At 45.2% G+C, this 21,082-nt stretch carries 22 protein-coding genes; 13 read left to right on the plus strand and 9 right to left on the minus strand.

What is annotated here, in order from left to right; genetic code table 11:
• Positions 1-100: 100 nt before the first annotated feature.
• A complete protein-coding gene (locus AC0J2X_RS07170) occupies positions 101-364 on the minus strand; it encodes a DUF7218 family protein (protein WP_014976784.1) in 264 nt (87 codons plus the stop codon).
• Between the two features lie 370 nt (positions 365-734).
• Between AC0J2X_RS07170 and AC0J2X_RS07175 the strand changes: the two genes are divergently transcribed.
• On the plus strand, positions 735-1,916 hold the full coding sequence (locus tag AC0J2X_RS07175) for a pyridoxal phosphate-dependent aminotransferase (protein ID WP_014976783.1): 1,182 nt from the start codon (positions 735-737) through the stop codon (positions 1,914-1,916).
• Positions 1,917-1,990: 74 nt separating this feature from the next.
• On the opposite strand, the gene AC0J2X_RS07180 is transcribed toward AC0J2X_RS07175, so the two are convergent.
• From AC0J2X_RS07180 to trhP, 4 genes are all read right to left on the minus strand, one after another.
• Positions 1,991-3,166, minus strand: a complete 1,176-nt coding sequence (locus AC0J2X_RS07180; protein WP_014976782.1) for a saccharopine dehydrogenase family protein — start codon at positions 3,164-3,166, stop codon at positions 1,991-1,993.
• A 138-nt stretch (positions 3,167-3,304) separates the two neighbouring features.
• A complete protein-coding gene (locus tag AC0J2X_RS07185; protein ID WP_044583865.1) occupies positions 3,305-4,534 on the minus strand; it encodes an aminotransferase class I/II-fold pyridoxal phosphate-dependent enzyme in 1,230 nt (409 codons plus the stop codon).
• 118 nt (positions 4,535-4,652) lie between these two features.
• Positions 4,653-4,898: a YfhL family 4Fe-4S dicluster ferredoxin gene (locus AC0J2X_RS07190; protein ID WP_014976780.1), complete on the minus strand. Its 246-nt coding sequence runs from the start codon at positions 4,896-4,898 to the stop codon at positions 4,653-4,655.
• 3 nt (positions 4,899-4,901) lie between these two features.
• On the minus strand, positions 4,902-6,275 hold the full coding sequence (trhP, locus tag AC0J2X_RS07195; RefSeq protein WP_242514773.1) for a prephenate-dependent tRNA uridine(34) hydroxylase TrhP: 1,374 nt from the start codon (positions 6,273-6,275) through the stop codon (positions 4,902-4,904).
• 456 nt (positions 6,276-6,731) lie between these two features.
• Between trhP and AC0J2X_RS07200 the strand changes: the two genes are divergently transcribed.
• Positions 6,732-9,179: a zinc-dependent metalloprotease gene (locus AC0J2X_RS07200; RefSeq protein WP_014976777.1), complete on the plus strand. Its 2,448-nt coding sequence runs from the start codon at positions 6,732-6,734 to the stop codon at positions 9,177-9,179.
• A gap of 216 nt (positions 9,180-9,395) precedes the next feature.
• Complete coding sequence (locus AC0J2X_RS07205) at positions 9,396-9,842, plus strand: hypothetical protein (RefSeq protein ID WP_157160418.1); 447 nt, start codon at positions 9,396-9,398, stop codon at positions 9,840-9,842.
• On the opposite strand, the gene AC0J2X_RS07210 is transcribed toward AC0J2X_RS07205, so the two are convergent.
• On the minus strand, positions 9,839-10,267 hold the full coding sequence (locus AC0J2X_RS07210; RefSeq protein WP_278712034.1) for an Lrp/AsnC family transcriptional regulator: 429 nt from the start codon (positions 10,265-10,267) through the stop codon (positions 9,839-9,841). The two genes, AC0J2X_RS07205 and AC0J2X_RS07210, sit on opposite strands and share 4 nt — an antisense overlap.
• Before the next feature lie 117 nt (positions 10,268-10,384).
• Here AC0J2X_RS07210 and AC0J2X_RS07215 point away from each other — a divergent pair, with 117 nt between their 5' ends.
• The 3 genes from AC0J2X_RS07215 to AC0J2X_RS07225 are packed head-to-tail and all read left to right on the plus strand — an operon-like array spanning position 10,385 to position 12,358.
• A complete protein-coding gene (locus AC0J2X_RS07215) occupies positions 10,385-10,591 on the plus strand; it encodes a hypothetical protein (protein WP_472995904.1) in 207 nt (68 codons plus the stop codon).
• Positions 10,578-11,420, plus strand: coding sequence for an aminotransferase class I/II-fold pyridoxal phosphate-dependent enzyme (locus AC0J2X_RS07220; protein WP_472995905.1), 843 nt, complete (start codon positions 10,578-10,580; stop codon positions 11,418-11,420). The genes AC0J2X_RS07215 and AC0J2X_RS07220 overlap by 14 nt, the downstream gene beginning before the upstream one ends.
• A gap of 2 nt (positions 11,421-11,422) precedes the next feature.
• Positions 11,423-12,358, plus strand: coding sequence for a Rossmann-fold NAD(P)-binding domain-containing protein (locus AC0J2X_RS07225; protein ID WP_014976772.1), 936 nt, complete (start codon positions 11,423-11,425; stop codon positions 12,356-12,358).
• A 202-nt stretch (positions 12,359-12,560) separates the two neighbouring features.
• Here AC0J2X_RS07225 and AC0J2X_RS07230 read toward each other — a convergent pair whose 3' ends face one another.
• Both AC0J2X_RS07230 and AC0J2X_RS07235 read right to left on the minus strand, forming a co-directional pair.
• Positions 12,561-13,679, minus strand: a complete 1,119-nt coding sequence (locus AC0J2X_RS07230) for a M14 family metallopeptidase (RefSeq protein ID WP_014976771.1) — start codon at positions 13,677-13,679, stop codon at positions 12,561-12,563.
• 90 nt (positions 13,680-13,769) lie between these two features.
• The gene (locus AC0J2X_RS07235) at positions 13,770-14,540 is read right to left on the minus strand and encodes a HesA/MoeB/ThiF family protein (RefSeq protein WP_014976770.1); all 771 of its coding nucleotides are present in this window, start codon (positions 14,538-14,540) and stop codon (positions 13,770-13,772) included.
• Between the two features lie 124 nt (positions 14,541-14,664).
• Here AC0J2X_RS07235 and moaB point away from each other — a divergent pair, with 124 nt between their 5' ends.
• The 7 genes from moaB (at position 14,665) to AC0J2X_RS07270 (ending at position 19,697) form a co-directional block, all read left to right on the plus strand.
• The gene (gene moaB / locus AC0J2X_RS07240) at positions 14,665-15,171 is read left to right on the plus strand and encodes a molybdenum cofactor biosynthesis protein B (protein ID WP_014949775.1); all 507 of its coding nucleotides are present in this window, start codon (positions 14,665-14,667) and stop codon (positions 15,169-15,171) included.
• Positions 15,168-15,647, plus strand: a complete 480-nt coding sequence (moaC, locus tag AC0J2X_RS07245) for a cyclic pyranopterin monophosphate synthase MoaC (RefSeq protein WP_014976769.1) — start codon at positions 15,168-15,170, stop codon at positions 15,645-15,647. Before moaB ends, moaC begins: the two co-directional genes overlap by 4 nt.
• A 164-nt stretch (positions 15,648-15,811) precedes the next feature.
• The gene (locus tag AC0J2X_RS07250; protein ID WP_014976768.1) at positions 15,812-16,060 is read left to right on the plus strand and encodes a MoaD/ThiS family protein; all 249 of its coding nucleotides are present in this window, start codon (positions 15,812-15,814) and stop codon (positions 16,058-16,060) included.
• Between the two features lie 2 nt (positions 16,061-16,062).
• Positions 16,063-16,536 carry a molybdenum cofactor biosynthesis protein MoaE gene (locus AC0J2X_RS07255; RefSeq protein ID WP_014976767.1) on the plus strand — a complete coding sequence of 158 codons (474 nt, stop codon included), beginning with the start codon at positions 16,063-16,065 and terminating at the stop codon, positions 16,534-16,536.
• Positions 16,518-17,756 (plus strand): molybdate ABC transporter substrate-binding protein, encoded by a 1,239-nt coding sequence (gene modA, locus AC0J2X_RS07260; protein WP_014976766.1) that lies wholly within the window; start codon positions 16,518-16,520, stop codon positions 17,754-17,756. Before AC0J2X_RS07255 ends, modA begins: the two co-directional genes overlap by 19 nt.
• A 2-nt stretch (positions 17,757-17,758) precedes the next feature.
• Positions 17,759-18,454, plus strand: coding sequence for a molybdate ABC transporter permease subunit (modB, locus tag AC0J2X_RS07265; RefSeq protein ID WP_014976765.1), 696 nt, complete (start codon positions 17,759-17,761; stop codon positions 18,452-18,454).
• Position 18,455: 1 nt separating this feature from the next.
• Positions 18,456-19,697 carry an ATP-binding cassette domain-containing protein gene (locus AC0J2X_RS07270; RefSeq protein ID WP_110288742.1) on the plus strand — a complete coding sequence of 414 codons (1,242 nt, stop codon included), beginning with the start codon at positions 18,456-18,458 and terminating at the stop codon, positions 19,695-19,697.
• Positions 19,698-19,699: 2 nt separating this feature from the next.
• On the opposite strand, the gene hemN is transcribed toward AC0J2X_RS07270, so the two are convergent.
• Positions 19,700-21,073 carry an oxygen-independent coproporphyrinogen III oxidase gene (gene hemN / locus AC0J2X_RS07275; RefSeq protein WP_472995906.1) on the minus strand — a complete coding sequence of 458 codons (1,374 nt, stop codon included), beginning with the start codon at positions 21,071-21,073 and terminating at the stop codon, positions 19,700-19,702.
• Positions 21,074-21,082: the final 9 nt, after the last annotated feature.

The following is a 21,082-nucleotide window of genomic DNA, read 5'->3' on the forward strand; positions in this document are numbered from 1 at the left end:
GTTGAGGTTTGCCACGAAATGCACAAATTATGCGTGTCTGATAAAACGTAATCATCACCGCCACAGTGACCAGTTTTTGTATGTGGCGGTCTATCCGCCACTAATGATTGCGTAACGCATCAATTAATTCGTCTTTGCTCATGTTAGAGCGACCTTCAATGCCGACTTCCTTGGCCTTTTGATACAGTTCCTCTTTAGTGCGATCCTCGTATTTTTTGCCTTTTCCACCATCTTTAGAAGGGGTTTGTTCGCTATTGGCTTGCGCATTGGCAATGCGCGCCGACTTCTCTTTACTGTAGCCTTCGTCGCGAAGGGCTTCGTAAGTGTCGTCGTTTTTAATTTGGTTGCCGTGGTCCTTAGCCATATTTAACTCCTGTTTTGCATACTGAGTAATCGATGAATGTTTCGCCGTAATTCTTACTTTGTATTTATATAGATGGATTACACAGTCGTTTAAAAGGCAGGCTTCAAGTGCGAAGAACCAATAGCGAGAGAGTGCTGCGCCTTTAACATCAGAAAAAATGTCATTCATCGCAAACGCCAAAAACGACAAAATAACGCTGCACCGCAATGTAACGGCTTAACGCGTTAAAACTTCTTATGTTGTCAATTTTAGTGCGCCATATGCACGTAAAAAGTGCATTTATGTCAATGGTTTAGCGTTTCTATGCTATTGCGCGTTTAAAATTAAGCCTTTAGTCTAAAGTGAATGTAGACGGAAGACAGAGCGAAATATGAATAAAAATGAACAACAGAGCACCGTGAATTCTTCACGCCGTAATTGGTTAAAGTCAGTGGGATTATGTGCAGGAGCAGTAGCGCTAACGACCAGCGTTGACAGTATTATGGGCGACCTTCGTGCCGCAGGTATGCAAACTGAACACTTCCCGTCTGCTACCCCAAATGTAAACGATGGTCTTATTCGCCTATCGTCGAATGAAAATGCCTTTGGGCCGTCAAAAAAAGCCGCAAAGGCAATGCAAAGCGAGCTTTTAAACCTAGCGCGTTATACCGACGCTACGGTTGAAGTGTTAGCGCAAAAAATTGCTGAGCAAGAAGGCGTATCTGCTGAGCAAATCGTAATTACGAATGGATCTTCACCTATTCTTTTTGGCTATGCGGACTGGATCACCAAAAACGGCAATAAACTGGTAACGTCTATGGCAACCTACGAAGGCGTACCACGGGGCGCTGAGTTTATGGGGGCAGACGTGACCTACGTGCCGTTAGCCAATGATATGACTTTTGATCTAGATGCAATTGAAGCAGCAGTAACCGAAGATACGACTGCTGTGTACGTATGTAATCCAAATAATCCGACAGGGAGCATGGTAGATGCGGCGAAGCTTACCGCTTTTGCAAAACGTGTATCGAAGAAAGCACAGGTTTTCATCGATGAAGCCTACATTGAAATGTCTGATGCTTACCCCGCTAATGTGCAATCGAAGCTAGTAGCTGAAGGGTACAACGTGGTGATTTGCCGCACCTTCTCTAAAATTCACGCCATGGCGGGACAGCGTCTCGGTTACGCCATCATGCCTGCTGAGCAAGCTAAAACAATGGGCGGTATGCTGCGCATGGGTGGTGTGAATTACTTGGCATTAGTAGCGGGTATGGCAAGTATGGATGATCATGAGAACTTAAACACAATGCGCTCACGCATTAAAACTGAGCGTGAAAAGTTAGTAAAAGTAGCTAAAGAGTTAAAGCAGCCGTTTGCGCCAAATCCACAAGGGAATTTTATTTACATGGATACGGGCATGCCGCACGATAAATTTGCAGAAAAGATGAAAGCTCAAGGTATAAAGGTTGTAGGGCGCACGTGGCCTGGGTACGACTCCTGGTCACGTATTAGCGTAGGGACACCTGAAGAAACTGACGCGTGCGTTAAAGCATTAAAAGCGGTACTCGCTTAAAAAACAACAATAACACCTAGCGCAGAGAGAAAAGGCTGAACGCAATTTGTGTTCAGCCTTCGTTTTTTGAATCGCTATTTCTCGATAGCAAACGTTAAGCCTGCTTTTTCTTCTAAACGGCGGATAAGCTTGTTACCAAGTGCTGCCGCAGGTGTGAAGAAACCACCAGATAAACTAACGTCTTTGCACAAGCAAAGGGCAGATTCTGAAATCATTTTACTGGTAGAGCCGTAACCTGGATCCTTGTCGCCTTTTACCGATACGGCTAGCATATCACCATTGGTAGCGGTACCCACAAACATGACATCGTAAAAGCCATTTTCGCGCTCTTCTTTGCTCGGGCCTTCACCTGGTTTAGGGCCATCATCACTTGCAAGCGACTTATCTTTGGCAACGTGATTCGCCATGGCTTCACCTTTCTCACCTGGGCCAGTCATCATCATTTCATCATATTGAAAGTTCTTGCCGTAGCTATATCCGCCCAGGTAGTTCGTGCGATGAACGTTTTTAGTATTGATGGCCGCCATAATAAATGGTGCAACCCATGTGCCTAACTGCTCATCGAAGTAAGGTTTATTGCCATCGGGCTGTGGCTGATTTGACGCGCCATCGGTTAATGAGTGCGGGTTAATAAGTGCCGCCATGACAGACTTATCTTTGTGCGCAGCCGCCATGGTCGCTTTTAAACTTGCAGCCGTACCGCCAGAGAACGTGCCCTGCATTTTACGAACGCGACCTTTTACATATTCAATGAGATCGCCAGTTTGCTTTTTGGCATGTTCTTGAAGGTAGTACACACCAAGGTCAAAAGGCACAGAGTCAAAGCCACACGAGAACACAATGTTTGCGCCGGTTTCTTTAGCTTTCGCTTCGTATTTATTGATCATTTGGTGCATCCAGGCTGGCTCACCGCAAAGATCTGTATAGCCGGTGCCGTTATCGACACATGCAGAAAGTAACTTTTCACCGTAAATTTGATACGGACCAACAGTGGTAAGTACAACGGCTGTGCGCTTCGTCAACGCATCTAGCGCGTCGTCATCATCACCATCGGCTACAATGCTAGCAACGCTTTCACTAATGCCTAGCTCCTTTTTTACGCCGTTGAGTTTAGCTTCGTTTCGGCCTGCGACCGCCCACTTAACGCTGCTGTCGCTGCCATACTGAGCCTGAAAATATTCAGCTACTAACTTACCCGTAAAACCTGTAGCACCGAAAATAACTACATCAAATTCCCGTTCGTTACTCATTGTTTTGTCCTGTTTTATTTCGTTTCGACACGTGTCATCAATATGCGTTACTCAATATACGCACAAGCACCCATATCTATCATTTTTTTCGGTAATATTTGTCTATTCACGAAATTAAATGGTGAGCATAAAAAAGCGTTAGCTTAATGATTCTACAAACTCAGCTAGCCGTGAAAGCCCTTCCTCCAAGCGTTCAATGCTAGTGGCGAAAGACAGTCTTACGTAATGGTTGGCATTGTGCTCACCAAAATCATTACCCGGCGTAAGCGCTACATGATGTTGTGAAAGTAGGGCATCACAAAATTCAATTGCACTTAACCCTGTGTGCTTAATATTGATGTAGGCGTAAAACGCACCGTCAGGCTTTGCATCTAAACCAAGCCCCATATTTTCAAGTGCACTAAAAACAAGGGAAGCACGCTTTTCCAGCGTATGGCGGTTTTGCTCGCATTGCGCCAATGCTTTTGGTGTAAAGCACGCAAGAGCGGCTTTTTGCGATAGGGTAGAGGGGCAAATAAACAAATTCTGCGCGAGCTTTTCAACGATGGGCGTCATCGCTTCAGGTACCACACACCAGCCAAGACGCCAGCCGGTCATGCCAAAATATTTGGAAAAACTGTTTATTACGACCACTGTTTCTTCAAGCTGTGCATTGGCAAGTACGGTTTGAAGTTTGGTATCACTGCCCAAGGTCGATTGGGAAGCGAATGAATCATTGCGTACATCAAGATCAGCCGAAAGCGATAGATCCAAGTAAATTTCGTCAACAATTAAAAAGCCACCTTTGGATTTGCAGTACTCGCCAATTTTAGTCAACTCTTCTGCATCTATAACCGTACCAGTAGGATTGGCAGGTGTGGCAATAAGTACACCTTTCGTGTTGTGCTTCCAATTATCGGCAACACTTGTTGCGGTTAGCTGAAAGTTATCCTCACTGCGTGTTGGTACCAGCGTTACCTCTGCGCCAAATGCGTTTAAAAAACGTCGGTTACAAGGGTAAGAAGGGTCGCCCAATATCACGTTGTCGCCTGGTTCAACCAAGGCAGCACTTGCCAAAAGTAAAGCGCCAGAAGCCCCAGCGGTCACGACCACTCTAGAAGGGCTTACCGCTACGCCATGTTTAACTTCATAAAAGCGTGCAATGGCTTCACGTAGTTCAGGCATGCCCAGCGCCGAGGTATAGGGAAAAACTGGGGCATTTAAGCTTTCTTTCATTGCGGCGAGCACTGCCGCGGGTGCGCCGAAATCAGGCTCGCCTAAATTAAGTCTTATAACATCTTTACCTTGCTGTTCTAGTGCCGTGGCTTTTTCGCCATAGGCCATAGCAAGAAACGGAGAGATCGCCGTAGCGCGAGAGGCAAACTTCAAAATAAAACCCTTATTAGTAAGTGCCAATTCAAACTGTACCGCAATTAGTGATCACTCTTGGTCATGATTCAAGGGAATTCTTCGAGAAGTACAATTAACTCGCTGACTTACTTCATAGCTAACTATTTAAACGAACAAACTTTTCGGCCAGCTCGTCTAGTGACTCTCTATTGTTCGGGTCGGGCTTAACCACATCGATAGGGCATACCGCTACGCAAGTAGGGGCATCGTAATGCCCCACGCATTCTGTACAGCGTAACGGGTCTATTTCATACACTTTATTACCCATGCTTATAGCGGCATTAGGGCATTCGGGTTCGCACATGTCGCAGTTAATGCAGCTATCAAGAATAAGCAGTGCCATGCATTATGCCTCGCTCGCGTTTTCGGGTGTTACTGCACTAGGAGCTTTTCGAAACGGATTGCGGGTATCAATGCCTTCATCTAAATTTCGCAGCAGTAGGGCAAAGTTTAGAGACACATCGCTGGGTATCGGTATTCTTACTTGGTGTCCTGAACCCTTAGCATCCGTAATAGAATGGTTTCTCTTATCCAGCATCTCATTTAGCGTAAAGGTAATGTTGCCGCTTGGCGTCATCAACTCAAGCGAGTCACCTACACAGAATTTGTTTTTAACGTTTATAATTGCATAGCCAGACTCTTCACAACGGTCAATCACTTCACCAACAAATTGCTGTTTATCGCTGACTGAGTGGCCATACTCATAGTTCTGATACGCGTGGTGCGCATGGCGACGCAAGAAACCCTCGGTATAACCTCGATGAGCTAAAGTTTCCAAGCTTCCCATTAATGTACTATCAAAAGGCTTTCCTGCTACCGCGTCGTCAATTGCTTTTCTATAGACTTGAGCGGTTCGGGCACAGTAGTAATGTGATTTAGTGCGGCCTTCTATTTTTAAACTATGCACGCCCATTTGGGTTAACCTGCCAACATGTTGCACGGCACGCAAATCTTTAGAATTCATAATATAGGTGCCATGTTCGTCTTCAAAAGCTGGCATCAGTTCTCCAGGCTTTTCCTTTTCTTCTAACATAAACACTTTGGGGCTTGGCGTGCCTTCACCAAGGGTAGGAATTACCACTTGAGGTGCTGTAACTGCCTTATTAATCTCACTGGTTAGAACGATGTCGCCAGTTTCGTTTTCCTCGCCTGCCTTAACATCGTAAGACCATCGACAAGCATTGGTACAAGTGCCCTGATTAGGATCGCGTTTATTCATATATCCAGACAATAAGCAGCGCCCCGAATACGCCATACAAAGCGCGCCATGCACAAATACTTCTAACTCCATGTCTGGAACATGCTCGCGAATAGTTTCAATTTCTTCCAAAGAGAGCTCTCGAGACAAAATAACGCGCTCAATACCTTGTTTCTGCCAAAACTTCACCGTGGCGTAGTTCACCGCATTGGCCTGTACACTCAAGTGAATAGGTATTTCAGGGAAGGCGTCGCGCACCATCATAATAAGCCCTGGGTCTGACATAATTAACGCATCGGGCTTCATAGCAATTACTGGTGAAATATCTTTAAGGTAGGTACCTAGCTTACTGTTGTGCGGAGCAATGTTGCTTACTACATAGAACTTTTTACCTAAAGCATGTGCTTCTTCTATGCCTATCGCTAAGTTCTCAAGGCTGAATTCGTTGTTTCTTACGCGAAGCGAGTAGCGTGGCTGCCCAGCATAAACAGCATCAGCGCCATAGGCGAAAGCGTAGCGCATGTTGCGTAAGCTACCCGCAGGTGCAAGCAACTCTGGCGCGATTAACGTTTGGTTTGGCAATGTTGAAACTGAGCCTTCAGGTAGGTTAGAAGAGCTGCGATTAGGTGATAATTTTGAAGTCATAGATAAAAACCGCTACTAGACGCTTTAAACAAGGCGGCGGATTTTATAAGCCGTAAAATACCTCTACAACTCAAATAAAGCTTGGTGTTGACCAAGATCAAATAATTTGGTGTCGCTCATGTTTTTGAATGTTTAAACGGCAATTGAGCAGAGTCAATGCCAGCTGTTTTCTTCCATATAGTTGCGTTTTTGGTGCATTACCTTCGGTAGGAAAAAACAAGCCTGTTCACAGCTAAATAACAAGCAAAAAGAGCGCATTAAACGATGAACTACCATGGGCAAAACCCACCACATAGGGTAGGCTAGAAATTCACAATAATAAGGACTAACTGCATGCTGCAATTGAACATTTTTCATAAAGCGGCGCGACAAGTGAAAGCATCGGGTAAATCGGCCATTGCGATTACGGTATTTTTTGTCGTGTCTACGTCTTCCGCGTTGGCTGCGCTGCCAAGCATTGGTGAATTCACCAGCGATATGACCAAAAAAGATGGTTTAATTCCTGTTTACTATGACGATGAAAGCGACAAAGTTTACTTGGCGGTGCCAACAGCCCACGCCGAATACCTGTTTCAAAGCAGTTTGCCTTATGGCGTAGGGTCTAACGACATTGGCCTTGATCGCGGCCAGCTAGGCAATACGCGTTTAGTAAGCTTTGAAAAATTTGGCAACAAGGTTTTATTAAAGCAGCACAACACCAAATACCGAGCAGCCCATGGCAGCGACGCTGAGAAACAGAGCATTGATGAAGCCTTTGCTGATTCGGTTATCGCAGGTTTTACGCTGGTAGCCAAAAACGACAGCGCCAGTCTAATAGATTACACACCGTTCTTGTTAAGCGATATTCACGGCATTGGCAATCGCTTAGCGGGAACTAACCAAGGCAGTTTTAGCGTAGATAACATGCGAAGCGGCGTGTATTTACCTAAAACCAAGGGCTTTGAAAAGAATACTGAATTAGAGGCTTTAGTCACCTTTGCAGGTAAGAAGCCAGGCGAATACGTGCAGCAAGTTACGCCCGACCCAGAAAGCTTGTCGGTGCACTTGCATCATTCGTTTGTGGCTCTGCCTGACGATAATTACACGCCCAGAGAGTACCACCCGTACTCGGGCTACTGGAAATTCAGTTACTTTGATTATTCAACGCCTATCAGCGAGCCTACTGAACAGCGTTTTATTACCCGCCATCGTTTAAACAAGAAAACCCCGCATGCTGCAATGAGCGAAGCAGTAGAGCCTATTGTGTATTACCTAGATCCTGGTATTCCAGAACCCGTAATGACCGCGCTTAAAGAAGGGGCGAGCTGGTGGAATCAAGCCTATGAAGCCGCAGGCTACAAAGATGCGTTTCAGGTGAAAGTATTGCCCGAAGGTGCCGACCCAATGGACGTGCGCTATAACGTAATCAACTGGGTACATCGCGCAACGCGCGGTTGGTCTTATGGGTCGTCGGTTGTCGACCCGCGCACTGGTGAAATTATTAAAGGTCACGTAACGCTCGGCTCATTGCGTGTAAGACAAGATTATTTAATTGCCCTTGGCCTAACCAGTCCTTTTAAGGATGGCAGCACCGACACCACTGCACAGCAAGAAATGGCTCTAGACCGCATTAGGCAGCTTTCAGCCCACGAAGTAGGGCACACATTGGGTATAGCCCACAACTTTGCGGCAAGTGAAAATAACCGTGCGTCGGTAATGGATTATCCTCACCCCAAAATTAGTATTAAAAACGGCAAAATTAGCTTGGAAGGCGCGTATGATAAAGGCATAGGCGCATGGGATATTCACGCCGTAGCGTATGGCTATCAAGATTTTGCCAGCGACGTAGAGGCAACTGAAGCCTTGGCAAAAATTATCGTAAAAGGCCGTAATGAGGGTTTAAGTTTTAAGTCAGACCCCGATACCCGCAGTAGTCGCCATGCATCGGCAAACGGCCATATGTGGGAAAACGGTAGCAATCCGCTAGATGCTTTCGATGAAATTTCACAAGTACGCGAACTGGCGTTAGCCAATTTAGGTTTAGACACCTTAAGCCCAAATAGCAGTTTATCCTCTCTTGAAAATGCTTTAGTGCCTATTTACTTACTCCACCGTTATCAGTTAGAAGCCGTTGCAAAGCAAGTCGGCGGCTTAGTGTATGAATACGAACGCAAAGGTGACTATACCAAAGCACAGGGCCAACAGTTTGTAGCGTCTGCAGTGCAGCAACGCGCTATGCAGCAGTTAATTACGGCCACTACCGCTGATTACCTGACGATACCTGAATCGGTACTCGCCCTTATTCCACCGACAGCGTATGGCGACGATATTACTCGCGAGCACTTTAAGGGCAAAATGGGGTTAATGTTAGACCCTGTTTCTGCGGCCGCTTCTGCATCTAACTTTGCGTTTGAATTACTATTGCACCCAGAGCGCTTAAACCGCTTAGAGTGGCAAACAAGAAGCACTAATGACCGACGCAAAAAAGTAGGCGTTTCTATGCTGGTGAAGCAAATACTTAACGTTCACTGGTATAAAAATAAGTCACAAAGCCCACTAGCAAAACGGTTACAGTTAGTGGCGTTGAACGCTGTTATGCAGGCGGTTACTAATGAAAAGCTAGCGCCTGAAGTAAGAATGGAGGCCGAACTTGCTCTTCTTGAATTCAGCGAATGGTTAGACGATGAAGCCGACGATAATCAGTATGAAATACTGAAAGAACAGTTCGATACTTATTGGGCAAGTAAGGCATGGCCAAGTACCTTTGAAGTAGAGCCGCTACCGCCAGGTTCGCCGATTTAAAATGCGCTGCTACCAAGGACGCTGCTGATGCATAACCATAGTAGTAAAAAAACGTCAATGCCGCACAGGGATGCTGCGGTACGGCGTATTCCTGTATTTGTTGGGCTACTGCTAATTCTCATACCTTTAGCTGAAAGCGTTAATGGGAGTGTTTTGTGGGGGATGAACTACCATTCCCCAAAGCTCATGTCACAGGTCGGGGATATGGTAGCCTGGGTGAAATTGATAGCGGTATGTGCAGGTGTTTACCTGATTTTTAAGCAGAAAGGTGCACTTAAGCTTTTGTTCAAAAATAAATGGGTTTCTAACATCCTTAACATTTTTATCGCTGTAGTGGCTTTTATTCAGGTTAACCTAGGTTTTTTTGACGTCGCAATGGATATGGTGTTAACCGATAATACAGACTACTTTCATAAAGAATTTGAAATAGGCAAAAACACTATTTACGTGCATACCCTAGACCAAGGTGCTTTGGGAAAGGCTTATCATAACTTTTACTTAAAATGCCCACTTCCTTTACACCGTTTTGAATTAAAACCAATTGAACAAACAGACTGGGTTTTAGATTTACAGCTTAAAGCAACCGATGTTGGTTTTGGTGTGTTTAACGGACGTGGAGAGTTTAAACATGATATTGGTTTGAATGGGATAAATTGTACTTAAATTGTGAGCGGCTTCCTTGTCACGCTGGACAATATCATCATTGTATTGGACTCTGCCATTATTGATAGATCTTCCAAAAAGCCGTCTAGTGCTTTCATTGAATCTGTCGCTACTTTCATAATGAAGGCGCGTTCACCCGTCACATTGTATCCTTCAACGACTTCTAGCCGTTCTTTCATAAATGCTAGTATTTGCGGCTCCTTACCAATAAATACACGGGCTTGAACCATGGCTGTAATAGCTAATCCCATGTTGTGGCTATCGATTGTTGCAGTATAGCCAGTAATTACGCTTTCCTCTTCTAATCGCTTTACGCGTTCAGCAACCGCGGGGGCGGAAAGGTGGACACGTTTCGCTAATTCCGAGAAGGAGATACGCCCCTCAGACTGCAAAATATGTAGAATATTTCTGTTAATCTTGTCCATCTTATTTTTCCAAAGTAAACGCAGCCTTTTCCTTTGTTTTACAAAGTTAAATGCGCGAAATTCAATTATTGTGTTATTCATCGCTTAGCAGGTCAAGCATACACTGAGCAGTATCAATTGACCTACAGAAGACAAATCATGCAAATCGATGAATTTACACTTGAACGAATCCAATCACTCTATGAAAACTTAGTTGAACTGAACCTATCTGATAGCGGTGTTCACCCATATCGATTAAACGAACTGCTCAATCAGGAGCAGCAACAAGAGCTATTGAGTATTGAACTTGGATACGGTTGGACTAATGGTAATGAGCTTACTTGAAAAAGGCGATGAGCTAATAGTTATTGTTCCTAACTACATGCAAATAGCTGGGTGGGCTAAGTCGTTAGGGGTGAAGGTCGTCGAAATTCCATTATTGGAACAAGACGGTTGGCTACCAAACTTTGAACTGCTAGAAAAAAGTATATCGGCTAACACCAAGATGCTCACTATTTGTCATCCCAACAACCCAACGGGATCTACGCTGCCTCTTGAACAAATACAGGAATTGGTGAACTTTGCAAAACGGCACGACATTTATATCCATGCTGATGAGGTATACAAAGGTGCGGAGTTTGATGGAAATGAACTACCTAGTTTTGCAGATGAATATGACAAGGCGATTATTACCTGCGGCTTGTCAAAAGCTATGGCGATGCCTGGTTTACGCCTAGGATGGCTAGTTGGGCTACCCGACGACATCTACAAAACGTGGCAGTGTAAGGATTATACCAGCATCACCACTAGTGCTGTAAGCGAATATGTAGCGAATATAGTGCTAGAACCAACCTTTCGGCATCAGGTATTAACCCGCAGTAAAGAATTCTTAATAGATAATCTAAATAGAATTAGTGAGAGGGTCGATGAAAATTCCTGGGCCTCGTTTGTACCGCCCAAGGCAGGAGGTATGGCATTTATTCGTTATGATTTACCAGTTAACTCGACTGAACTGGCCCACGAGTTTAGACAAGAATTGAGCGTGCTTATTTTACCTGGTGATGTGTATGGCTTAGACGGTTACTTCAGAGTAGGAATAGGCGCGCCTAGCGATCATTTAGAAAAAGGGTTGGAGAGAATTAGTCATTATGTGAAGCACAAATATGGGGTGTAAACATGAAGATTGTCACTAAATCTGAAATTCTGACCGTGCTGAGGCAATTCGACCCATTACTTGATGTTGAAAGTGGATTTGTTGACTATTCCAAAGGTTTAGCGTGCATCCCGCCTGTAAGTGAACTAGTGCTTGAGAAAGGTGAAGTACATATTAAGTGCGGTTACCTCAAGGCTGGAGTTCATTATGTGATTAAGGTTGCATCAGGCTTTTATGGCAATAGTGTATTAGGCTTGCCGTCCAGCAACGGCTTGATGATGCTGTTCTCCACCGAAACAGGTGAAGCCAAATGTTTACTGCAAGATGAAGGTATTTTAACCGACCATCGTACTGCAATTGCAGGCGCCATTGTTGCCAAGTATTTTGCTCCTGCCGTGGTCTCTGCCATTGGGGTAGTAGGCACTGGTATTCAGGCACGTCTTCAGGTGAAGCGAGTGAGTCAAGTGACAGGATGTAAAAAGATTATAGTGTGGGGACGTTCAACGGAAGCTGCTGAACGCTTTTGCCGGTCCATGCAAGTCGAAGGTTATAATGTAGAGCTTATCGAGCACTTGGAGTCGTTGGCCGAGAAGTCAAACCTAATCATTACCACAACCCCGTCTTCCCGACCGTTACTAAGCCAGAATATGATCCAAGCAGGAACATTAATAATTGCAATTGGCTCCGATACACCCGAGAAGCAGGAGCTGGATACAGATATTTTGGTGAATGCCACCAGAATTATTGTGGACAGTAAAAAGCAAAGTTTAACACGTGGTGAGGTATCTAGAGCACTTCGTGCATCCGCTATCGGTGAACATCAAGTGTTCGAGTTGGGAGCAGAAATCGCAAAGGGGAGGCGACCAACGATGGCAACAGAGACAACGGTTGTAGATTTAACGGGGTTGGCAGTTCAGGATTTAAAAATTGCCGAATTTGTACTAAATAGGATTAACTAAGCTTTATCTTGCTAAATATTCAGTGAATCTAGCAAAACGGACTATTGACCCTTGCGTAGTTCGCCAATTTTTCTCGTGAAAAAGGTGCGCTTTGTAGCTGCTTTATGAATCAGCGAGAAAGCACTCCCTTAGGGCGGTTGCAACAAACTCTAATCCAATTTGTTGCAACCAAGTTCGCATCGTATCTATTTGTAGATAAAACCTACAATTCCCGATAATTAGTAAACACCTTGTAAAGCTGGGTTCCACTCAATACCGAAGCCGACGGGAAGTGTAGAATAGGGATCAAATCGCAAGGCGCTTCTAAGGTCCTGCTGCCGTTGTCGGTATCCAGATCGTCAATATTTAAAATTTGCGCCAGTGGTTCGCCTTTCTTCACCGTTTGGCCTGGTTTCGCCATGTACTCCACCATGCCGCCCCAGTTAGTAAACAGGGTTTTATAGTCTTTTAAATACACGCCTAAACGCTGCATTACTTTCGGTTTAACATCGCATTCGTGCAATACGCCTTTGGCGTTTAAGTAGCTAAGAATACTGGTGGCGTCTATATTACCTTCGTTAAAGTCGATAACTTCTTGGCTACCCATTTCAAGCGTAAACGCTTCAACGTTAAAGCTTACCTCACGCGCTAAATTAGTTTTTATGCTTTCTTGCAGTGTCCACCATGGGCAGAACGTCGCTTCGTCCAACGCCCCCGCAAATACGTTTGGAATAAAAATACAATGGGGAATGTTAAACAGCTTAGCACTGTCTTTGGCGTACTCGGGAATATAAACGTGACGGGTAGACACCGGGCCGTTGTGGAGATCTAGTACGAAATCGGCGTTGACCGCCATTTGCTGTAGCTTTAGGTTAAGCTGCTGCGCTAGTCCTAGGCCCCATGGTTCAGCCAGCTTGTTGTCGATAGCGTTAGACAAGTGAGCACGAAAACGTTGTTTTATGCCTTCAATAGACTCTTCGCGGGTGACTGTTTTGGCGAAATGCTCAACTGCATCCTTATCGAAGAAGTAGCCGCGGTTCCAGTTTGTGCCGTTCACAGGATCGAACCGGCCTAATGTGTACTCACCGGCTTTAATGTTAGTACCAATGGGATTACAGTTGGGCACTAGGATAATTTCGCCGCAAATATCCATGTCTTTTAAGCGCTGAATGAGATGGTAAATAACCACGTTACCTTGTACTTCTGCGCCGTGAATAGAACTTTGAATATACACGGTGGGGCCAGGGCGCGCTCCTTTCATTCGATAAATTGGCACGTTCATGTTACGTCCAGACGCGTTTTGCGCCACTACCATGTGTTTTTTCACTACTTGGGTTGTCATTTAAATCAACCTATTTTCTGTCTTGTTCTTTGTTTTAATCTGTTGTTTTTAATCACGTTTTTAGAATTCATGCCGCAAATTCACATAAACTTAACAAGCACATAGCTCGCAATCTACGCCTTTAGGTAGCTTCCAGTTTCGCCACTCGTGCGACAGAGCATCAAACGTCATTAACGTGTTTTTAGGAATATTATCGAAATCCATCAATACTTGCATGGCAAGCATAGCTTGGTAAGTACCAACAATATTTACTACTGGCGAGAATATACCTGCCTCTACACAGCTTAAATCGGGCGATTCAAATAGCGTCCGTAAGCATGCATAGCAGCGGCTCTCACCGGGTATAGCTACGAAAAGCTGGCCTTCAAAGCGAATGGCTGCGCCCGATACTAGCGGAGTATTTAGTTTAAAACAAAATAGGTTTATTAAATCTCGTGAGTCTGTATTGTCGGTGCAATCTAGCACAACGTCAGCTCGCTCTATGGCTTGTTTTAATGCTGGTGAAAGCTGAGTAGAGCTGGGCGCCGAAAACGGTTCTGCCATTACGGTAATGTCGCAGTCACTGTTTATTGCAGTAAGCCGCGCTTTAGCCGCCTCTACTTTACTTATTCCTACATCTTGTTCGCTAAACAAGGTTTGCCTTGGCAGGTTGGTGGCCTCAACAGTGTCGTGGTCGATAAGTGTAAGAGAGCCCACGCCACTGGCGCAAAGGTTAGTGGCGGCCGCGGTGCCAAGCCCGCCAATACCAATGATACAAATATTGGCGTTTAGCAGCGCTTCTTGACCGTCTAGGTCCACTTTGGGAAGCACAATGTGGCGGTTATAACGCATAGCCTGCTGATTAGTTAGGCTTTTAGACATAGTTTATGCCAACTTAGTTGTTGAATTCATGGCATGCACCCTTATAAAGTGATTACCAAATAGTATTTTGGCTGGTACTTTATCAAAAACCGCCAAAATGTCGCATATCAAATTAGGATTTCATATGTCAGTTGTCAGCCAACCCCTTAATATTGCCGTACTCACTATTTCAGATACGCGCACCCTCGAAAACGACAAGTCGGGAGACTACTTGAAAGAGGCGCTTACCTCGGTTGGCCATAACCTTTATGATCGCGACTTGGTGAAAGACGATATTTATCAACAGCGCGCCGTGGTGTCGAAGTGGATTGCCGATAAAAACATTCACGCCGTATTAATTACCGGTGGTACAGGTTTCACCCACCGCGACTCAACGCCAGAGGCCATCAGTGTATTGTTCGACAAAGAAGTTGACGGCTTTGGCGAGCTATTTCGCCAAATTAGCTATGAAGAGATTGGTACATCAACCATTCAGTCTCGCGCAGTAGCGGGCTTTGCTAATAATACGGTTATTTTCTGCCTGCCAGGTTCAACAGGCGCGTGTCGTACGGCGTGGGAAAAAATTATTTCTAGCCAACTTGATGCCGACTTTAGACCGTGTAACTTTGTGAAGCATTTGGTAGAAGCATGAGTACCTTTAGCCATTTAAACGCTGGCGGTGAAGCCAATATGGTCGACGTTAGCGACAAAGACGTTACCAAGCGAGAAGCCACAGCAGAAGGTTTTTTATACGTAAGCGAAGACGTTATTCGCCAAATCTCTGAATCAAAAATTGCAAAAGGTGATGTATTTGCTGTTGCCCGTGTAGCGGGTATTCAAGGGGCGAAACGCTGCGCCGATCTTATTCCTCTTTGTCACCCATTGGCATTGTCAAAGGTGGATATAAACTTTGACATTCAGGCCGACCAAAACCGAATTCAAGCCATCTGCTATTGTAAGCTAAGCGGTAAAACCGGCGTTGAAATGGAAGCGCTCACGGGTGTAAATGTGGCGCTGTTAACCTTGTTTGATATGTGCAAAGCCATCGACCCTGGCATGCACATAGAAGGGGTACGGGTACTGGAGAAAAAAGGCGGTAAGACAGGCCATTGGCGGTCCGACACCTAGTTTTCACAAAGGCCAGTGAAAGGCCAGTGAGCTAGACAATGACGTGCATAAAGCGTACACGCATTCAAGACGCAACGCACTTTAGGCTCAACGTATTTCCGAGGCTTGGAAAGATTAATTAGCGCGCACAAAGCAACCTTAACAACGTAGATAACAGGCAAAGCATGCAGGTAACGGTAAAAACATTCGCACAAACCAGAGAGATTACGGGAGAGGACAATATCGCGCTTAATCTAAGCGAGAACAGCACTATTGAGACCGTGATATCGCAGCTTAAAACGCGTAGTGACAAGTGGGCATTAGCACTAGAGGGCAGTGTGCTTACTGCCTGTAATCAAGAACTTTGCGATCTCCAAACAGTACTTAGCGACGGTGATGAGCTGGCGCTATTTCCACCTGTGACAGGGGGCTAGCTATGTTCGCGCTAGTTCAAATTGAAGATTTCGACCAAGGAGAGCTTTACGCTAGGCTAAAACAGTCGGCAGATGAGAAGGCCTGCGGCAACACCGGCGCGATTGTTACTTTTACTGGGCTAGTGCGAGATTTTAATAACGCTGGCGACATAGACGGCATCGAATTAGAGCATTACCCGGGTATGACTGAAAAAGCGTTAATGCTTCTTGTTGAACAAGCGAGCGAACGCTTTTCACTTAACAGTGCTGGCGCACTGCACAGAGTAGGGCGCATACACAACAACGAACAAATTGTATGGGTAGGTGCCGCCGCTCCCCATCGTCAGGCGGCGTTTGACGCTGCCTGCTACTTAATGGATATGCTTAAACAGTCGGTACCGCTTTGGAAAAAAGAATTTAAGGGCGATAAATCTGAATGGGTTGAGGCGAAAGCATCTGACGATAAAGCGGCACTTAAGTGGATGCGCAAAAAGTAATGCTCTTTTCTTTAGCAATGCGACTTTCAAGTTTTGTTAACTTGGCCATGCTTATTTTGGTAAGTGTTAGCGCAAGTGCAAGTGCAAGTGTAGTCCCAGATGTTACGTTTTTTTCCAGCTCTGCAGCACATGCGGGTAGTTTTGAAGCGGCAAATGATAATGTAAATGAAGGGAGCGTTATTAGTGCCGAAAAACAAAACCAGTCAGTAAATTTCAAGCGCGACGAAAAAATTAACGTAGCCGTTGCGGCAAACTTTGCAAAACCGCTAAAGAGTATTGCCGAGCAGTTTACTGAGCTAACCGGCATAGATGTCGCGGTAACGGTATCTTCTAGCGGTACTTTGTATGCGCAAATTCAACATGGTGCTAGCTTCGACGTGTTTCTATCTGCAGATCGCGCTAGGCCGCAAGCGTTGGTGGATAACAACGTAGTTCACCACGGCAATCTGGTGGATTACGCTAAAGGCAAGCTTGCGTTTATCTATGCTGGCGACTTATCAAGTGAGGCATCACGTGAAACATCCGGTAAAAGGAATTGCGAGCAAATCGCGCGCTCATCTACTGGAGACACAACTGCACAAATAAACGCTCAGCTTACCGATTGCTTGTCGAGGCAGCTTGTTCAATTAATGGAAAACCCTCAAAACAAGGTAGCTATCGCAAACCCTAAACTGGCTCCCTATGGTGATGCTGCGCAACAGGCGTTGCAAAACTTATCCTTATGGCAACAGTTTTTACCTCACAGAGTTATGGGTAAAAACGTGCTACAAACCTTGCAGTTTTACACCACGGGCAGCGTGAAAGGGGCGTTCGTTGCGTACTCATTGGCCTTAGATTTGCCCGCAGACTTATCCTCTAATTTGCCTTCTAATTTTAACAGTGTTGTGAATACCAAAAGCGCCGATGCTGTTACGGTTATCGTCCCCGTACCTGAAACCTTGTATCAACCCATCATTCAGTCGTTGGTGGTTAACAGTAAAACGGTAGCTACACTATCACCGAATCTGTTCGAGCCACTTCCAATTAAAAATGTGACAGCGCCAGTTGATGAGCCTGTTCACAAAGGCGACAATGAGACAACCAGAGCGTTTCGTTTGAGTGACGCTAATGGAGTGTCATCACCCAGCCTGTTCGTACAGTATTTAATGTCGCAAGGGGTGCAGCACAGCTTAATTGAATGGGGCTATGAACCTACCATTGCATCGGGCGTCGGTAACTAAGTATGCTCACAGAATTCTTCGGGGCATCGACACTTGAAGCCATATTACTCACCTTAAAACTGGCCTTTATAACCAGTGGTTTGCTGTTGTTAATCGCATTGCCGCTAGCGTGGTTTTTAGCGAAATGGCAGAGCAAAGCTAAGCCTTTGGTGATGTCGATACTCGCGTTGCCTTTGGTGTTACCGCCAACTGTGCTGGGTTTTTATCTGCTTATTGCTTTTTCGCCGCAAAGTGCGTTGGGGCAGGGATGGCAAAGCCTAACCGGGAGCAATTTAGCATTTAGCTTTGAAGGTTTGGTGTTGGGGTCTGTCATCTACTCCCTACCATTTGCTCTGCAGCCTTTGTACAGCGGCTTTTCACAATTGGATAACCGTTATTTAGATGTAGCAAAAACGCTGGGGTTTTCGGCCTTTGAAGCGTTTATAAAAATAGTGCTTCCTTTAAGCAAAGCGCCCATCGTGGTGGCATTAGGCTTAAGCTTTGCACATACCATAGGCGAGTTTGGCGTAGTATTAATGATAGGTGGCAATATTCCTGGAGAAACTCAGGTGCTGTCTATCGCGCTATATGAACAGGTAGAAGCGTTGGAATATAACAGTGCACACAACCTTGCGTTGGCCCTTCTTATTTTTTCATTTGTGATGCTTGCGGCGCTCTATCGTTTTAACGGTGTCGCACGAAGTGATGAGGCGCGTTAACATGCAAATATCTGCGCGACTTTCTAATCGCATTAACGCACAAATCTCATTGCAGCCGCAAAGCCGATTCATTGGGATTACCGGTCCATCAGGTGCGGGAAAAAGCAGCTTGTTTCGCGCCCTAGCTGGCGTAGAAAAAAGCGCAGAAGTGCAAACGCCGTGGACCTCTCAAAAGGTCGGCATCGTTTTTCAGCAGCCCATGCTATTTCCCCATACCGATGTGCGCGGGAATTTAGCCCTTGCGCAGCGTCACGCAAGCCCTAATGCAATGTCTATCGATGCGTGTTTGCGCGGCTGTTATTGCGAACATTTAATTGATAAGCCAGTTCAAGCGCTTTCTGGCGGCGAAGCGCAGCGGGTCGCGATTGCGCGTGCGTTGGTCAATGGACCAGATGTGTTATTGCTAGATGAATCGCTAAGCGCGATTGATATCTTTACCCGTCGCAAAATTTACCAGTTTTTGAACAATTTGTGTGTGTCGGGGAAGCTCATATGCCTTGTGATTTCTCACGATTTAGATGACCTTGCCTTGTTCAGCGATGAGTTGGTTTTTATTGACCAAGGCCGCACCGAGCTTTGTGGAAAAACGCTCGATGTGTTGACTCAAGTATTCGCAAAAGAGGGATTTGCGACACCGTCTAGCGTACTTGAGGGATTTAAAGTTACTGCGCAAAGCGAAGCACATGACAGCAACCAGTCACAAAACGCCGTTGTCAGCTACAAACACGGTAGCGAAACCCAACAAGATCAAAATGCTCTAACCTTACAAGGCAATGAGCAGTGCCAGTCGGAAAACGGTATTGAGCGCGTTGAGGTAGCGGGGCAAGAGATATTCGTCACTGCAGAATCAGTGTCCTATTTGCCTCAGCAAAGCGGTGAAAAAGTTTTTGTTCGTTTTGCAGTTAAAGCCTGTGATGTAAGTATCGATACCAATATTGCTGACTTTGGCAATGCCAGCACAATCAGTATTTTAAATGCGCTGCCATGTGTTATATCTAGCATCGAACCCGTGGCGAATCCACTCAGTCCCCTGAACGAGCCAGAAAATAACGCCGATACAGAACTCACAGATACAAAGTTAACTTCTAAAAAGCTAGCGACCGTAAACAGCGCGAAAGTGTTGTTAAAACTTGATGTACTAGGCAGTAACCAAACCCTATATGCCAGCATTAGCTGTATCTCTCTATCGCGTCTTAAGCTTGATGTAGGGATGCAAGTGATTGCGCGGTTTAAATTGCCCTAGGTTTAAATGGCTTTGGAGTAGCTACTGAGTATTTCACTTGCGTTCAAATAAGCGTCGAAACGCGCACAAATAGCCCGAATGTAAATGCGAGCAGACTCTGGCACTCGAATATACCGAGATGTTGTTTCGATAAGCCCGTCTTCTTTAAGTTCTTCAAGGTTGTTTAAGGCTGAAGCAAAGTATTCATCAAAAATGATGTGGTGCTTGTCGGCAATTGCTTGCTTGTCTACCGCTAAATTGCACATTAAGCTAGAAATCACGTCTCTGCGAATAAGGTCGTCGACACTTAATGACAGTCCGACTTTCGCATTGGGCAGGTGGTTGTCTAAGCGATGGTAATATTCTTTTAGCTCCTTAGCATTTTGCGCAAAGGCATTACCTACCGTGCTAATGGCTGATACGCCGAACCCTATAAGGTCGGCGTCGCCACGTAAGGTATACCCTTGAAAGTTGCGGTGAAGCTCGCCTTTATTTTTCGCAATAGCCAGTGAGTCTTTGCTTAAGGCAAAATGATCAAGACCAATCATTTCATAACCTATGTTTGTAAAGCTGTTAACGGCAAGCTTGTAAAGCGCCGCTTTTTCTTCACTACTTGGCAGTGTTTCTTCAGCAAATTTACGCTGCGCTGCGAACCTCTCGGGAAGGTGTGCATAGCTAAAAAGCGAAATACGATCTGGCATCATGGCTTTTGTTGCGGCGATGGTTGATGAAAACGTTTCAATTGACTGATTCGGTAAACCATAAATTAGATCTAAGTTGACTGAGTCGAAACCCAGCGACCGAGCCTCGAATACTAAATCGGCAATGTGAGATGTGCTTTGTACACGATTTATGGTTTTCTGAACATTGTAATCAGTATCTTGTAAACCAAAGCTAATGCGTGTGTAGCCGAGACATTTTAAGTTTTGAAGATAGCGTTTATCGATATTTCTGGGATCTAACTCAATTGACAGTTCAGCACCTGCTTCAAAGGTAAAGTGTTTCTTAAGCAGGTACATTAAATAAGTATGCTGAGTCTCGCTCAAAAAACTGGGTGAACCGCCACCCAAGTGCAGAGAAACTGCACGCCTGCCGTCAGTTAAATAACGCTTAGACAGGATTTCTTTTTCTATGTAATCTAAATATTCGTCCGCTTTTTCATTGTGACGCGTCACCATTTTATTGCAGCCACAGTAGTAGCACAGCGTTTTGCAAAATGGAATGTGCACGTAGAGACTTACTGCCGGCGCTTTTGACACTGCAAGTGCTTGTGGAAGTATGTCATCTTGTAGCGGTTCAAATTTAAGTGCAGTAGGGTAAGAGGTATAGCGAGGAGCATTCAACGCATATTTGGTAATGGTTGATACGGGACGGTGTTGTACGGCAATTATTGTCATATTGGCTCT

This window comes from Alteromonas sp. R7 (assembly GCF_055755235.1).

Coding starts and splice junctions, on each gene's coding strand:
- AC0J2X_RS07225 (WP_014976772.1), top strand. CDS start 11,423: ATGAAGATTGTCACTAAATCTGAAATTCTGACCGTGCTGAGGCAATTC.
- hemN (WP_472995906.1), bottom strand. CDS start 21,073: ATGACAATAATTGCCGTACAACACCGTCCCGTATCAACCATTACCAAA.
- AC0J2X_RS07255 (WP_014976767.1), top strand. CDS start 16,063: ATGTTCGCGCTAGTTCAAATTGAAGATTTCGACCAAGGAGAGCTTTAC.
- AC0J2X_RS07235 (WP_014976770.1), bottom strand. CDS start 14,540: ATGTCTAAAAGCCTAACTAATCAGCAGGCTATGCGTTATAACCGCCAC.
- AC0J2X_RS07175 (WP_014976783.1), top strand. CDS start 735: ATGAATAAAAATGAACAACAGAGCACCGTGAATTCTTCACGCCGTAAT.
- trhP (WP_242514773.1), bottom strand. CDS start 6,275: ATGCGCTACGCTTTCGCCTATGGCGCTGATGCTGTTTATGCTGGGCAG.
- AC0J2X_RS07200 (WP_014976777.1), top strand. CDS start 6,732: ATGCTGCAATTGAACATTTTTCATAAAGCGGCGCGACAAGTGAAAGCA.
- AC0J2X_RS07210 (WP_278712034.1), bottom strand. CDS start 10,267: ATGGACAAGATTAACAGAAATATTCTACATATTTTGCAGTCTGAGGGG.
- AC0J2X_RS07220 (WP_472995905.1), top strand. CDS start 10,578: ATGAGCTTACTTGAAAAAGGCGATGAGCTAATAGTTATTGTTCCTAAC.
- AC0J2X_RS07170 (WP_014976784.1), bottom strand. CDS start 364: ATGGCTAAGGACCACGGCAACCAAATTAAAAACGACGACACTTACGAA.
- AC0J2X_RS07190 (WP_014976780.1), bottom strand. CDS start 4,898: ATGGCACTGCTTATTCTTGATAGCTGCATTAACTGCGACATGTGCGAA.
- AC0J2X_RS07180 (WP_014976782.1), bottom strand. CDS start 3,166: ATGAGTAACGAACGGGAATTTGATGTAGTTATTTTCGGTGCTACAGGT.
- modB (WP_014976765.1), top strand. CDS start 17,759: ATGCTCACAGAATTCTTCGGGGCATCGACACTTGAAGCCATATTACTC.
- AC0J2X_RS07230 (WP_014976771.1), bottom strand. CDS start 13,679: ATGACAACCCAAGTAGTGAAAAAACACATGGTAGTGGCGCAAAACGCG.
- moaB (WP_014949775.1), top strand. CDS start 14,665: ATGTCAGTTGTCAGCCAACCCCTTAATATTGCCGTACTCACTATTTCA.
- AC0J2X_RS07270 (WP_110288742.1), top strand. CDS start 18,456: ATGCAAATATCTGCGCGACTTTCTAATCGCATTAACGCACAAATCTCA.
- moaC (WP_014976769.1), top strand. CDS start 15,168: ATGAGTACCTTTAGCCATTTAAACGCTGGCGGTGAAGCCAATATGGTC.
- AC0J2X_RS07250 (WP_014976768.1), top strand. CDS start 15,812: ATGCAGGTAACGGTAAAAACATTCGCACAAACCAGAGAGATTACGGGA.